At 40.0% G+C, this 13,494-nt stretch carries 10 protein-coding genes; 5 read left to right on the top strand and 5 right to left on the bottom strand.

Features of this window, described 5'->3' with window-relative positions:
- The first annotated feature begins 11 nt into the window (after nucleotides 1–11).
- Nucleotides 12–1,295 carry an argininosuccinate lyase gene (argH, locus tag ACKTS5_RS05690; RefSeq protein ID WP_408042882.1) on the top strand — a complete coding sequence of 428 codons (1,284 nt, stop codon included), beginning with the start codon at nucleotides 12–14 and terminating at the stop codon, nucleotides 1,293–1,295.
- 51 nt (nucleotides 1,296–1,346) lie between these two features.
- Here argH and ACKTS5_RS05685 read toward each other — a convergent pair whose 3' ends face one another.
- The 5 genes from ACKTS5_RS05685 to ACKTS5_RS05665 all read right to left on the bottom strand — a co-directional run bounded on the left by ACKTS5_RS05685 (nucleotide 1,347) and on the right by ACKTS5_RS05665 (nucleotide 6,790).
- Nucleotides 1,347–2,213 (bottom strand): M57 family metalloprotease, encoded by an 867-nt coding sequence (locus ACKTS5_RS05685; RefSeq protein ID WP_408042881.1) that lies wholly within the window; start codon nucleotides 2,211–2,213, stop codon nucleotides 1,347–1,349.
- A gap of 299 nt (nucleotides 2,214–2,512) precedes the next feature.
- Nucleotides 2,513–3,628 carry a 3-isopropylmalate dehydrogenase gene (gene leuB, locus ACKTS5_RS05680; RefSeq protein ID WP_408042880.1) on the bottom strand — a complete coding sequence of 372 codons (1,116 nt, stop codon included), beginning with the start codon at nucleotides 3,626–3,628 and terminating at the stop codon, nucleotides 2,513–2,515.
- 23 nt (nucleotides 3,629–3,651) lie between these two features.
- Complete coding sequence (gene leuD / locus ACKTS5_RS05675) at nucleotides 3,652–4,233, bottom strand: 3-isopropylmalate dehydratase small subunit (RefSeq protein WP_408042879.1); 582 nt, start codon at nucleotides 4,231–4,233, stop codon at nucleotides 3,652–3,654.
- Nucleotides 4,233–5,615: a 3-isopropylmalate dehydratase large subunit gene (leuC, locus tag ACKTS5_RS05670; RefSeq protein ID WP_408042878.1), complete on the bottom strand. Its 1,383-nt coding sequence runs from the start codon at nucleotides 5,613–5,615 to the stop codon at nucleotides 4,233–4,235. Before leuC ends, leuD begins: the two co-directional genes overlap by 1 nt.
- Nucleotides 5,615–6,790, bottom strand: coding sequence for a 2-isopropylmalate synthase (locus ACKTS5_RS05665; RefSeq protein ID WP_408042877.1), 1,176 nt, complete (start codon nucleotides 6,788–6,790; stop codon nucleotides 5,615–5,617). Before ACKTS5_RS05665 ends, leuC begins: the two co-directional genes overlap by 1 nt.
- A 133-nt stretch (nucleotides 6,791–6,923) precedes the next feature.
- Here ACKTS5_RS05665 and ACKTS5_RS05660 point away from each other — a divergent pair, with 133 nt between their 5' ends.
- The 4 genes from ACKTS5_RS05660 to thrC all read left to right on the top strand — a co-directional run bounded on the left by ACKTS5_RS05660 (nucleotide 6,924) and on the right by thrC (nucleotide 13,414).
- On the top strand, nucleotides 6,924–8,486 hold the full coding sequence (locus tag ACKTS5_RS05660) for a hypothetical protein (RefSeq protein ID WP_408042876.1): 1,563 nt from the start codon (nucleotides 6,924–6,926) through the stop codon (nucleotides 8,484–8,486).
- A gap of 236 nt (nucleotides 8,487–8,722) precedes the next feature.
- Nucleotides 8,723–11,164, top strand: a complete 2,442-nt coding sequence (thrA, locus tag ACKTS5_RS05655; RefSeq protein ID WP_408042875.1) for a bifunctional aspartate kinase/homoserine dehydrogenase I — start codon at nucleotides 8,723–8,725, stop codon at nucleotides 11,162–11,164.
- Nucleotides 11,165–11,181: 17 nt separating this feature from the next.
- A complete protein-coding gene (locus ACKTS5_RS05650; RefSeq protein WP_408042874.1) occupies nucleotides 11,182–12,111 on the top strand; it encodes a homoserine kinase in 930 nt (309 codons plus the stop codon).
- Nucleotides 12,112–12,124: 13 nt separating this feature from the next.
- Entirely contained in the window at nucleotides 12,125–13,414 is a 1,290-nt protein-coding gene (gene thrC / locus ACKTS5_RS05645) for a threonine synthase (RefSeq protein WP_408042873.1), read from the top strand.
- Nucleotides 13,415–13,494 lie beyond the last annotated feature (80 nt).

Genomic DNA, 13,494 nt, shown 5'->3' with positions numbered 1-13,494 from the left:
TTATTCCACTCATGAAACTCTGGGAAAAAGGCATCACTATAGATGATAAAATTGAACAGTTTACTGTAGGAAACGACAGAACCATTGACCTGACAATTGCAAAATACGACTTACAGGCCTCAGCCGCACATGCAAGAATGCTCGCTAAAGTAGGTTTAATTAATACGGATGAACTCAACTCATTGATCCAAGGCTTAGGCAAGTTAACACAGCAACTCTCTGAAGGAACACTTGTCATTACCGACGAATTTGAGGATATTCATTCTAAAATAGAACACGAACTTATCTTACACTGTGGTGAAGCTGGAAAAAAAATTCACACTGCCCGTTCGCGTAATGATCAGGTGCTCGTCGCATTACACCTCTATTACAAAGAACATCTCAGTCTGCTTCAGGAACAGGCTCAAACACTATTCGACACCCTACTCACACTTGCTGAGCAGTTCAAAGACCATCCGCTTCCGGGGTACACCCACTTACAGGTGGCCATGCCTTCTTCTTTTGGTTTGTGGTTTTCAGCGTATGCAGAAATTCTCATCGACGATTTAATACTATTGGAAGCCTGTAAAAAAATAATCGATCAAAATCCCTTAGGCTCTGCCGCTGGTTATGGAAGTTCCTTCCCGATAGATAGGAATTTCACCACAGATGAACTACAATTTGCTACCTTGAAATACAACGTGGTGGCCGCACAACTTGGGAGGGGAAAAAACGAAAGGACCTTAGCCTTAGTTCTCGGTAGCATGGCAAATACCTTAGCGCGATTTGCCATGGATATTTGCCTTTATACAAGTCAAAATTTTGGTTTTATAAGCTTTCCAGACAAGCTCACTACAGGAAGTAGTATTATGCCTCACAAAAAAAACCCAGATGTATTCGAACTTATCAGAGGAAAATGTAACAAAATTCAGGCACAGTACTCAGAAACACTGTTAATCACCAACAACCTCCCTAGCGGATACCATCGTGACTTTCAACTCCTAAAAGAAAATTCTTTTAAAGCTATTGACGACTTGCACAGTGTTCTTGAAATTTTCAACTACAGTATACAACATATTCACGTTAAAACGACGGACCTAAAAAAGGAACCCTACCAACACTTGTATACCGTAGATAGTATTAACACCTTGGTAGCAAATGGTATCAGTTTCAGAGAGGCCTATCAACGTATCGGTGCGCAGGTCACCAATGACACCTACTCGCCTGACCTCACAAAAAAACACCAACACATCGGCAGCAAGGACAACCTATGCCTGCCCGCTATTCGCGACAAAATGAAACAATTGACTACATAAAAAAACCATCGAGTACAACTCGATGGTTCCTTCTTTACAATTTCTGTGTTTTTAATACATTGCTCGCAATGCATTGATGTCGTTCGTATTGAACTCACCATCTGCACCTGAACTAAAACAAGCTAGCATTATAGAGGTAGAATCGTACCCAGTAGGAGTACCCGACACGTGGTTTGCTCCTACACCTGCTGATCCTTCGTTTACATTTTGACCACAGCTTTGACGGCTAAACCAATCTGTGTGTCTAAAACCTACTGAGTGACCAATTTCATGGGTAATAACATGCTCATTTACGTTGGTCGTATAGTTTGCCAACCCGTAAATTTGCACCCACTTGTAAGGCTTTCCTCCACTTGGGAATCCCGCTGAACCACCAGCACCATTTTGATTAGGATTGTGGTAAACTACCATATCTTTACTCTGGTAGTCAGTTCCGAAAGTCAAAGTAAAACTAATTGATACACCGCTCAATCGGTTGTAGTTATCCACTGCCCAACGAAGAGCTGTTTGCTCTTTCGACGACAGTCCAAAACCACCTCCACCGGTGTACCCGATAATAGAGATATTACGTCCTTGCGACACTAGGCTATTTGTTGCGTATTGACGTCCAGGACTCGCATCTTGCAATTCAGCAAGTTTCATTAACTGATCTTCAGTCATGGTAATATCTTCCTCTAAAAACAAACGCTCTTCTGACGTTCCATCAGGAAAATAGAACTTGTCATACCGTATATGGTTCACGTTTAATTCTAACTTCGCAGCTGCATCTACCACACTTTGTGGAATTGGCTTCACCCATGGGGTTTCTGCTTGGTTTGCTGCGTTTGGTTCATTTGTTGGTTCATTGTCCCTTGAACACGCTGTGAATAGGACACTCACAGATAAGCCCAATAGAAGGGCCATTTTTGTAGCTTTCATAATATTAGCTTTAAATTAGTAGAATGGGTTTAAAATCGAACGAATTTAATAATAAAATTGAAAACAAATCACAACTTTTTAAACTATAAACACATAAAAAGTTAATTTTATGAGATTTCAACAAATTTTAAATATTTTAACATTTCTACAACATAAAGTTAATTTTAAACAGGAAAAACAAAATTTAAAACACTGACTATTAATATTTTAACAAACAAAACGAAATACAACAGCGCTATTTCCGAATACTATTCAGAAATAACGCTGTTTGTAGTTAAACTAATTCTTAAGAAGGGTATTTATATAATGGTACTTTGTCCCATATGGATGTTCTGAAAATTTAAATCCGTATCCTCTTGATTTTGGATATAATCTGCAATAAAGTCCCCGACCTTACTTGTTGAAAATGGGTTTTCCTTATTTAAGTCTTCCGTGGTTATTCCCAACTCGATCGATTTTTCAACAGCGCGTTCCACTACAGCTGCCTCCTTTTCTAGGCCAAGGTGTTGTAATAGCATGGCAGCCGACAATATTGATGCCAATGGATTTGCGATATCTTTCCCTTTTGCTTGCGGAAAAGAACCGTGAATAGGCTCAAATAAGGCATTCTCTTTCCCTACAGAAGCCGAAGCCAATAAACCAATAGATCCGCCAATCACACTGGCCTCATCCGAAATGATATCACCAAATAGGTTTTCCGTTAAAATAACATCAAACTGGTTCGGTTGTAAAATTAATTGCATGGCTGCGTTATCAACAAACAAAAAATCAACTTGTACATCCGGATAATTTCCTGCTAACGCAGTCACTGTTTTTCGCCACAACCTAGACGTCTCTAGAACATTTGCCTTGTCTACTAAGGTCAACTTTTTTCTTCGTTGTTGTGCTGCCTGAAAGGCTAAATGAGCAATGCGCTCAATTTCTTCTACGGTGTAGGAACATCCATCAAAGGCTATTTTTCCGTCATCGCTAAGTTCTTTTATCCCAAAATAAATACCACCTGTCAATTCTCTATAAATGCTAATATCGGTTCCTTCAATACGCTCTCTTTTCAAAGGAGAATTCTCAATTAGCGCATCATAAGCCTTCACAGGACGAACATTACAAAAGAGTCCAAGTTCCTTACGCAATCTTAAAAGTCCCTGCTCCGGACGCACCTTGGCATTGGGGTCATTGTCGTACTTAGGATCACCAATAGCTCCAAATAAAATGGCATCACCAGCCCTACACAAACTCAGTGTTTCCTCTGGTAATGGGTTTCCTGTTGCATCGATGGCACAGGCTCCCATTGCTGCTTCTTTAAACAAGAACGTATGATCAAAGGTATCTGCAACTGCCAACAATGCTTTCTTTGCTTGAGCAGTAACTTCTGGTCCGATACCGTCACCAGGTATCACAGTTATATTTGCTTTCATTATCTATTTTTTTAACATCCTCCTTAGCTAAGTGTTGCTTCAAAAGATTTGATTTCGTTTTTCTTACTCACTAAAAAATCAATATCATCGTACCCGTTTAACAAACAGGTCTTTTTATAACTATCTATTTCAAATTTTACATTTCCAACAACGGTACGCAACAGTTGCTCCTCCAAATCCACAATAATTCTTGAAGTTGGATCGGCCGTAATCAAAGCCAACAGTTGTTCTAAAAATTCAGGACTTACTTGAATAGGTAAAATTCCATTATTTAAGGCATTTCCTTTAAAAATATCAGCAAAGAAACTACTGATAACTACTCTAAAACCATATCCGTATAAAGCCCATGCTGCGTGTTCTCTGCTTGAACCACAACCAAAATTATCACCAGCAATTAAAATACTTCCTTGGTATTTGGGATTGTTCAGGATAAAATTGGTATTCAAATCTCCCTCTTTAGTATACCTCCAATCCCTAAATACATTGTCACCAAAACCATCTTTATCCGTTGCCTTTAAAAAGCGAGCCGGAATAATTTGATCTGTATCGATATTCTCTGTTGCCAAAGGGATGGCAGTGTCAATAAGTTTCAGAAATTTCTCCATCAATTGAGGTGTTTTGTAAAGTTAATAATTTTACCTTCTACGGCTGTTGCTGCCGCCATAAGTGGACTTGCCAAAATGGTTCTCGCTCCCTGCCCTTGACGTCCTTCAAAATTTCTATTCGAGGTGGATACGCAGTATTCTCCTTCTGGAATTTTGTCATCGTTCATTGCCAAACATGCGGAACACCCCGGTTGACGCATTTGAAAACCAGCTTCTTCAAAAATCTCATGTAGGCCTTCCTCTCTAATTTGCGCCACCACTTGCTGCGATCCCGGCACTAACCAAGCATTGACGTTGGCCGCTTTTTGCTTTCCTTTCACATAATCGGCTGCGACTCTAAAATCTTCAATTCTCGAGTTGGTACAACTTCCGATAAACACGTAGTTTATAGGCGTATTCACTAAACTCTCTCCTTTTCGGAAGTTCATATAATTCAAAGCCTTATCAAAAGATGTATCTTTCAACTCAGGAATTCGATCAGAGATTTTGATTCCCATTCCTGGGTTGGTCCCATAGGTAAGCATAGGTTCTATATCTGCTGCATCAAAATAATATTCCTTATCAAAAACAGCATCATCGTCTGTTTTTAAGGTTTTCCAATAGGCTACTTTTTCACTAAATGCAGCTCCTTTTGGTGCAAACTCTTTGCCTTCGACATAGTCAAAAGTAGTTTGATCTGGAGCAATCATTCCTCCACGAGCCCCCATTTCAATACTCATATTACACACGGTCATCCTACCCTCCATCGACATTTCTTCAAAAACGTTACCGGCATATTCGCAAAAATATCCAGTTCCTGAATTGGTACCGAGTTGCGCAATAATATAGAGTATCACATCTTTGGGCAGTACTCCTTTTTTGAGTGTACCATTCACGTGAACTCGTAAACTCTTAGGTTTTTCTAGCAGTAAACACTGGCTTGCAAATACCTGTGCTACCTGACTGGTTCCAATACCAAATGCAATGGTACCGAACGCTCCATGGGTCGAAGTATGACTATCTCCACAAACCATGGTCATTCCCGGCTGAGTTATTCCTAATTCAGGAGCCATAACATGTACGATTCCATTGTACTTATGTCCTAAACCATATAATGTAATTCCATTTTTTTCACAGTTTTTTGTCAACTGCTCTAGCTGATTCCTCGACAACTCGTCTTTTACAGGTAAATGCTGATCGACTGTTGGTGTATTATGATCGGCTGTTGCCACAATTTTATCAGGTCGGGCAATCGGAATCCCTCGATCCTCCAACTCGTTAAAGGCCTGAGGACTGGTAACCTCATGAATAAGGTGTTTATCAATGTATAGTATTTGCGGTCCATCCGGAATGGTTTCTACCACATGTGCATCCCATACTTTATCAAATAATGTCTTCCCCATTAGGCTATTGCTATTTTTGAAATTTTATTAACTTGACTCATGATTCGATGGATATCATCATCGATCACCTCTTTTTGTTTGTCCGCAAACTTCAAGAAGGTTCCGTAAGCAGCGTCTAATTGTACTTTTGTCAATTCGTACCCAATTTTCTTTGCTCTGTAGGCCAGTGCAGCTCTACCGCTTCGCGCCGTCAACACGATAGCACTTTCCGTCACTCCTACTTCTGCTGGATTGATAATTTCATAGGTTTCTCTATTCTTAATCACTCCATCTTGGTGAATTCCAGAACTGTGAGCAAAGGCATTGGCTCCGACAATTGCCTTATTAGCTTGTACCATCATTCCCATTTTTTCGCGTACCATCATACTGGTATCGTACAATAGGGTCGTATCAATATCCGTTTGAAGATTCAAATACGGATGTTGCTTTAAAATCATCACAACTTCCTCTAAGGCAGTATTCCCGGCGCGTTCACCTATACCGTTAATGGTACATTCAATTTGTCTTGCTCCATTAATGACACCTGCGATAGAGTTTGCCGTTGCTAACCCTAAATCGTTGTGACAATGACAAGAAATAGTAACCTTATCAATACCCGCTACATGCTCTTTTAAATACTTAATTTTTTCACCGTACTCTTCCGGCAAACAGTAACCCGTAGTATCGGGAATATTCAAAACTGTGGCTCCTGACTTAATGACTTCTTCACAAACCTTTGCCAAAAAAGCATTGTCTGTCCTTCCGGCATCTTCAGCATAGAACTCGACATCACCTACAAAGTTTCTCGCATGGGCAACGGCTCGCTTAGCGCGCTCAATTACTGCCTCTTGTGTTGAGTTAAACTTGAATTTGATGTGAGAATCACTCGTACCAATTCCGGTATGTATACGCGGTTTTTTCGCTACTTTTAAAGCTTCAGCTGCTACATTTATATCGTTTTCAACAGCTCTGGTCAAACCACAAACAGTCGCATGCTTTACCAGTTTGGCAATTTCATGTACCGAAGTAAAATCACCAGGACTGGACACTGGAAACCCAGCCTCTATTACATCCACTCCTAATAAATCTAACCTTTCTGCTATAATTAGTTTCTGATCCGTATCTAATTTGCATCCAGGAACCTGCTCACCATCTCGCAAGGTCGTATCGAAAATTTGGACTTTATCGTTTGACATAACTATAAATCTTTTGTCTTAATTATAAAATCAAATGTATATATTGGAATTTCTAAGTAGCCTAATCCGCTAGTGCTATTTACGAAAGTTAACAAAACAATAAACAAAACAAAATACTGATTACCAGTAAGTTATGAGAAACACAATTACATCAACCAACCTTCAAAACGATACCCTATTCATTTTGATCAAGTCGCTTTCTAAATCAGAAAAGAGGCAGTTCAACTTATATATAGGACGGCTTGAGGGAAACGTAGATGCTAAATTTTTCGCCCTGTTTAAGCTGCTAGAAAAGCAAAAAAACTACGATGAAAAGGCCATTATCAAAAGTGGTATTGTGAGCAAACAACAGCTTTCAAATTTAAAAGCCCATCTCTACAAACAAATTCTGACGAGCTTGCGTTTAAATCCATCGCACAAAAACATTCGCATTCAAATTCGTGAACAATTAGATTTTGCCACCGTACTGTATCAAAAAGGATTGTACAAACAGAGTTTGAAACTCCTTGAAAAAGCCAAAAACATGGCCTTAGAGAGTGAAGAAAAGAATATGGCTTATGAAATTGTTGAATTTGAAAAACTTATCGAAAGTCAATACATCACCAGAAGTATTAACACACGAGCCGACCAACTAACCATCCAAGCGAAAGAGCTAAGTCAGCAAAACGTAATCACCAGCAAGTTGTCAAACCTGTCGCTTCAGCTCTATGGAATTCTACTAAAAAAAGGCTACGTCCGCAATGATCAAGAACTAAAAATGGTCAATGACTATTTCAATGCAAGAATTCCGAAATACGACTTTAAATTGTTGGGATTTCGAGAAAAACTCTGGTTGTACAAAGCCAATTTATGGCACAGTTTTTTGACACAAGATTTTCTTCAGAGCTACAAGTACGCCCAAAAATGGATAAACCTTTTTAAGTGCCATCCAAAAAAAATAAACGTACATCCAGTTTTCTTTTTAAAAGGGGTCAACTACCTCTTAGAAAGCCTTTTTTTCATTAATCACTACCAGAAATTCGAAGAAGAATTTTTACTGTTTGAACAGCAAATTCACGAGCAGGTAATTCCGAAAAACAGCAATACGGAAATTTTAATTTTCCAGTATTATTACGCAAACCTCTTACACAAACACTATATGCAAGGTAGTTTTGAAGAAGGGGAATATTTAGTGGCCATTATTGAAGAAAAAATAGATTCCTATAGAAACCTACTCGACAACCACCACATCGTTGTCATGTATTACAAAATTGCCTGTTTGTATTTTGGGATGGGGAAAAATAAGGAATGTATTGGCTACCTCAACAAGATTATCAAATCAAAAAATTTGCACGTAGCAGAAGACCTTCAGTGTTTTGCTCGCGTATTAAGCCTCATAGCCCATTACGAATCGGGCTTGGACTATCATTTAGAAGTACAATTCAAAGACACCTATCGCTTTTTATTAAAAATGGAAAATCTTCAAGAAGTACAAAAAGAGTTTATTTCGTCAATTAAAGCTCTTGGCGATGTATACCCACATCAAATAAAAAATGAGTTTCGAAAAATTTACGACCGCCTAAAAGTTTTTGAGCACCACCCGTATGAGAAACGAGCGTTTTTATACCTCGATATCCTCTCTTGGCTGGAGAGTAAAATCCAAAATAAACCGGTCGCAAAAATAATTCAAGAAAAATTTTTGCTTATGAATTCATAAATTCTATATATTTGACGCCATGATACATAACGAAAGAAATATCATCTCTATTGATATCACCCTTACCGGGGTGACTTTCGTTGGCACCATTATTACTACTACAACAGGTATCACCCTTTAGGGGGTTCTTTTTATACATATCATCATACGTCCTATTTGTATTTTCGAATAACTCGAAAATAGACAAATAACCTACAACACATTTAAAATCAATTTTTTACTTAAACACTTTTATCATGAAAGTTCTAAAGTTTGGTGGTTCTTCAGTAGCCAATAGCCAAAACATCCAAAGAGTTGTACAAATCGTACAAAAAGTAGCAGCCGAAGAAAAAGTAGCTGTAGTTGTTTCAGCTTTTGGAAAAACGACCAACAATTTAATTGCAGCTGCGAGCTTAGCAACTGCACAAAACCCTGATTATTTAGACCTATTTGATCGCGTTTCCCAACTGCATTTACAGGTTGTTGACGATCTGGTTGCGCCCGACAGAAAAGCGGAAACTACCCGAGGTGTAACGCAACTGTTCCAGCAATTAAAAACCTTGCTAGAAGGCTGTTTTTTACTAAGGGAAGTCACTCCAAAAACCATGGCTACCATCAGTGGATTTGGTGAATTACTATCATCGTATATTATTTCTGAAGTGGCTAAAAACACCATGGATGCGAGTTATAAAGACAGTCGTGAACTCATTGTTACCAGTAATGGTTTTGAAAAAGCTCAGGTAAATTTCAAAGAAACCAACGCCAATTGCGTTGCTTTTTTTGACAAGCACCCCAACAGAGTTACCGTACTTCCAGGTTTTATAGCCAAATCTAGCCAAGGAACTCCTACCACCTTAGGAAGAGGAGGGTCTGACTACAGTGCTGCGATCTATGCCGCGGCTGTCCAGGCAAAAGAATTACAGATATGGACGGATGTGAGCGGAATGTTTACCGCTAATCCAAGCATCGTTAAGCAGGCATTTCCCATTCCTCAAATTTCCTACCAAGAAGCCATGGAATTGTCTCATTTTGGAGCCAAAGTAATCTACCCTCCAACCATACAACCTGTTTTAGAGAGGAAGATTCCTATTTGGATAAAAAATACTTTTGAACCGGACCATCACGGAACACTCATCAGTGAAACCACCAATGCGCTACAACCCGTTAAAGGAATTAGCTACATCGAAAATATCAGTCTACTCACCTTGGAAGGCAGTGGCATGGTTGGTGTTTCAGGCATTTCAAAACGCCTTTTTGAAACCTTATCCATCCACGATATTAATGTTGTTCTTATCACTCAAGCATCGTCTGAGCACTCTATATGTATCGGGATCTATAAAGAAGATGCCCCCGCAGCTGAAAGCGCTATTAATACTGCCTTTGAAGTGGAGATTGAACGTCACAAAATACAACCAGTTTCGGTAGAATCTGACCTCGCAATTTTAGCCTTAGTAGGAGACCAAATGAAAAACCACCAAGGATTAAGCGGGCAAATGTTTAGTGCTTTAGGAAAAAACAATGTCAACATAAGGGCCATTGCACAAGGAGCCTCTCAAAAAAACATCTCGGCTGTGATTGATAGTAAAGATGCCAAAAAAGGACTCAACACCTTGCATGAACAATTTTTTGAGGCCCGAATGAAGCAACTCAACTTGTTTGTTACCGGGGTAGGAAATGTTGGAAAACGCTTTTTAGCTCAACTTCAACAACAGCAAAATTACCTCCGTGAAGAGTTTAAAATGAACCTGCGAGTTATCGGGATCTCCAATTCTAAACACATGGTTTTCGATCGAGAGGGAATTGATTTATCTGTTTGGGAATCGCTGCTTGCACAAGGAGAAAAAACGAGCATCCACGACTTTTTCTCACGTGCCAAAGACCTGAACTTACGCAATGCCGTATTTATAGACAATACTGCCAACGAATCGGTATCTCAAATATACGAAAGTTACCTCCGCAACAATATCGCAGTGGTAACCTGTAACAAGATTGCCTGTGCATCAGAGCTCAAGAACTACGAAACCCTTAAACGCGTATCCAAAAAATACAATGCTCCGTTTTTGTTTGAAACGAACGTAGGTGCTGGACTCCCAATTATCGACACACTTAAAAACTTGATTGCATCAGGTGACAAGGTTCGAAAAATTCAGGCTGTGCTTTCCGGTAGTTTAAATTTTGTATTCAACAATTTTAATGGCGAGACTAGTTTTCACGATGTGGTAAAACAAGCACAAGAAGAAGGATATACTGAGCCAGACCCAACGATAGACCTTAGCGGTATTGACGTTGCTCGAAAAATACTAATCCTAGCACGAGAAAGCGGGTATAAATTAGATTTAGAAGCTATTGAAAACGATTCTTTTTTACCGAGCGAGGCCCTAGAAGCAAGCAATTTGGAAGCATTTTACCAAAGCCTACAAACATGTGAATCTGATTTTCAAAAGTTGTACGAGTCGGCGCAAACGGCAGGCAAAAAGCTAAAGTACGTCGCTGAGTTCGCTGAAGGAAAAGCCAAGGTTGGACTGCAAGCAGTAGCCCCTGATCATCCTTTTTACAATTTGGAAGGAAGTGACAATATCGTATTGTTTTACACAGATCGTTATCCGGTACAACCCCTGCAAATTAAAGGAGCCGGAGCCGGAGCAGACGTAACAGCTTCGGGTATTTTTGCCGATGTTATTCGAATAGGAAATAATTAATTATTGAGGTACACAACATGGATAACATAAAAATATTTGCCCCAGCAACCGTAGCCAATGTTTCATGCGGATTTGACTCAATGGGCTTTGCCATTGAGAATTTAGGTGATACGATGTATTTTGAAAAAACGGAGACTTTGGGCGTTGAAATTACCGAAATTACCGGTGCCGAAAACCTTCCTCTTGCAGCGACAGAAAATGCTGCTGGCGTAGTAGCGCTCGCAATGTTAAAAGCCGCTAAAGCTACTTTTGGGATTCGGATGAGCATCGATAAAGGCTTCACTCCAGGTAGTGGTCTCGGTAGCAGTGCTGCCAGCTCTGCGGGTGCTGCTTATGGTGTCAACCAACTTTTGGAAGCACCCTTTTCAATTCTCGAACTCACAGAATTCGCAAGGCTTGGAGAACAAGCAGCATGTGGGAGTCCTATTGCCGATAATGTCGCGGCTGCCCTGTACGGTGGATTTGTTTTAATTCGCAGTTACAGCCCCCTTGATATTGTTCGACTCCCCGTACCAGAAAGTCTACGCCTGGTAGCCATACATCCGCAAATAGAAGTAAAAACAAAAGACGCTCGAGCAGTATTGCCCGAAACCGTACCACTAAAAGACGCCGTAACCCAGTGGGCAAATGTAGGCGGACTGGTAAGTGGCTTGTTTATGAACGATTATTCGCTCATTCAAAAGTCGCTCGTAGACATTATAGTAGAACCTGCGCGCAAACATTTGATTCCACATTTCGAGGACGTAAAAACAGCTGCCTTAGAAGCGGGTGCTTTAGGCGCGGGAATTTCAGGTGCTGGTCCAACCATATTTGCACTTGTTGAAGGAGAGCAAAAGGCCGAAGCTGTTCGCGAAGCTATCGATTCCAGCTATGCAAATAAAGCTATCGCCTACAAAATATACAGCTCGAAAATCAACACTCGAGGAGTCCAAATCATAGACGAATAACAACAACACAACAATGAAATATTACAGTTTACATCAAAACGCTCCTGCGGTCAGCTTTAAAGAAGCTGTAATCCGAGGATTGGCCCCCGATAAAGGGCTCTATTTTCCGGAAGACATTAGTCCTCTTCCTAAAGAATTTATCGACAATTTAGCCGATTATAGTCGTGAAGAAATCGCTTACCGAGCCATTGCTCAGTTTGTTGGAAATGAAATTCCAAAAGACGAACTGCAGAAAATCATCAAAGAAACATTGGCTTTTGACTTCCCTGTAGTACCGGTTACCAATGCTATAGCAAGCCTAGAACTGTTTCACGGTCCAACTATGGCCTTTAAAGACGTTGGGGCACGTTTTATGGCTCGCTGTCTTGGGTATTTTAATCGTGATAATGAAGATGAAGTAACTGTTTTGGTAGCTACTTCTGGTGATACGGGTGGTGCTGTGGCTCACGGTTTTTTAGGAGTCAAAGGTGTCAAGGTAGTCATACTATACCCTAGCGGAAAAGTCAGTGACATTCAAGAAAAGCAATTGACAACCCTCGGACAAAACATCCAAGCACTAGAGGTAGACGGCTTTTTTGACGACTGTCAGGACATGGTAAAACAAGCATTTTTAGACACTGCCATTAAACCGACCTTAACCTCTGCAAACTCTATTAATATAGCGCGTTGGCTACCGCAGATGTTTTACTTTTTCTTTGCCTATAAAGAACTGTACCAACAACACGAAGATATCGTATTCTCTGTACCGTCAGGAAACTACGGAAATATCTGTGCTGGTATTATGGCACAGAAACTAGGTCTTCCTATAAAACATTTTGTTGCGGCGGCAAACAGCAACAACACGGTAACCGAATACTTGAAACACGGAACTTATTCTCCTAAACCATCAATTGCTACTATTTCTAATGCCATGGATGTAGGGAATCCGAGTAATTTTATTCGCATTGAAAAACTGTTCGACAACAATTTCGAACGTTTAAAACAGCAGTTTTCATCCTACTCGTACAGCGACGATGCTACAAGAGAAGCTATGAAAGTACTGTTTAACCAACACCAATACCTTAGTGACCCTCACGGTGCAGTGGGGTATTTAGGCGCAGTCGATCACCTTCAAAAATATCCTGAAGACTACTGCGTTTTTCTTGAAACGGCGCATCCTGTAAAATTTTTGGATACTGTGGAACATACTGTGGCTACCAAAGTTGCCATACCTCCGCAAATTGCAGCGGTTTTACCAAAAGAAAAATCTGCAATTCCCATAAGTAATTACCGTGAATTAAAGCAATTTTTAAACAAGGAATAAACGACAAAACGATCACCAAAAGGTGATCGTTTTTCACTTAAAAGAACAGGCAATCTCCTCAGAGATCACCCGTCATATAT

It is taken from the genome of Tenacibaculum litopenaei (genome assembly GCF_964514025.1).
GTDB classification, from domain to species: domain Bacteria; phylum Bacteroidota; class Bacteroidia; order Flavobacteriales; family Flavobacteriaceae; genus Polaribacter; species Polaribacter litopenaei.
Note: the sequence above shows the minus strand (reverse complement) of the source record. Positions and strands in the feature narration are given on the sequence as shown.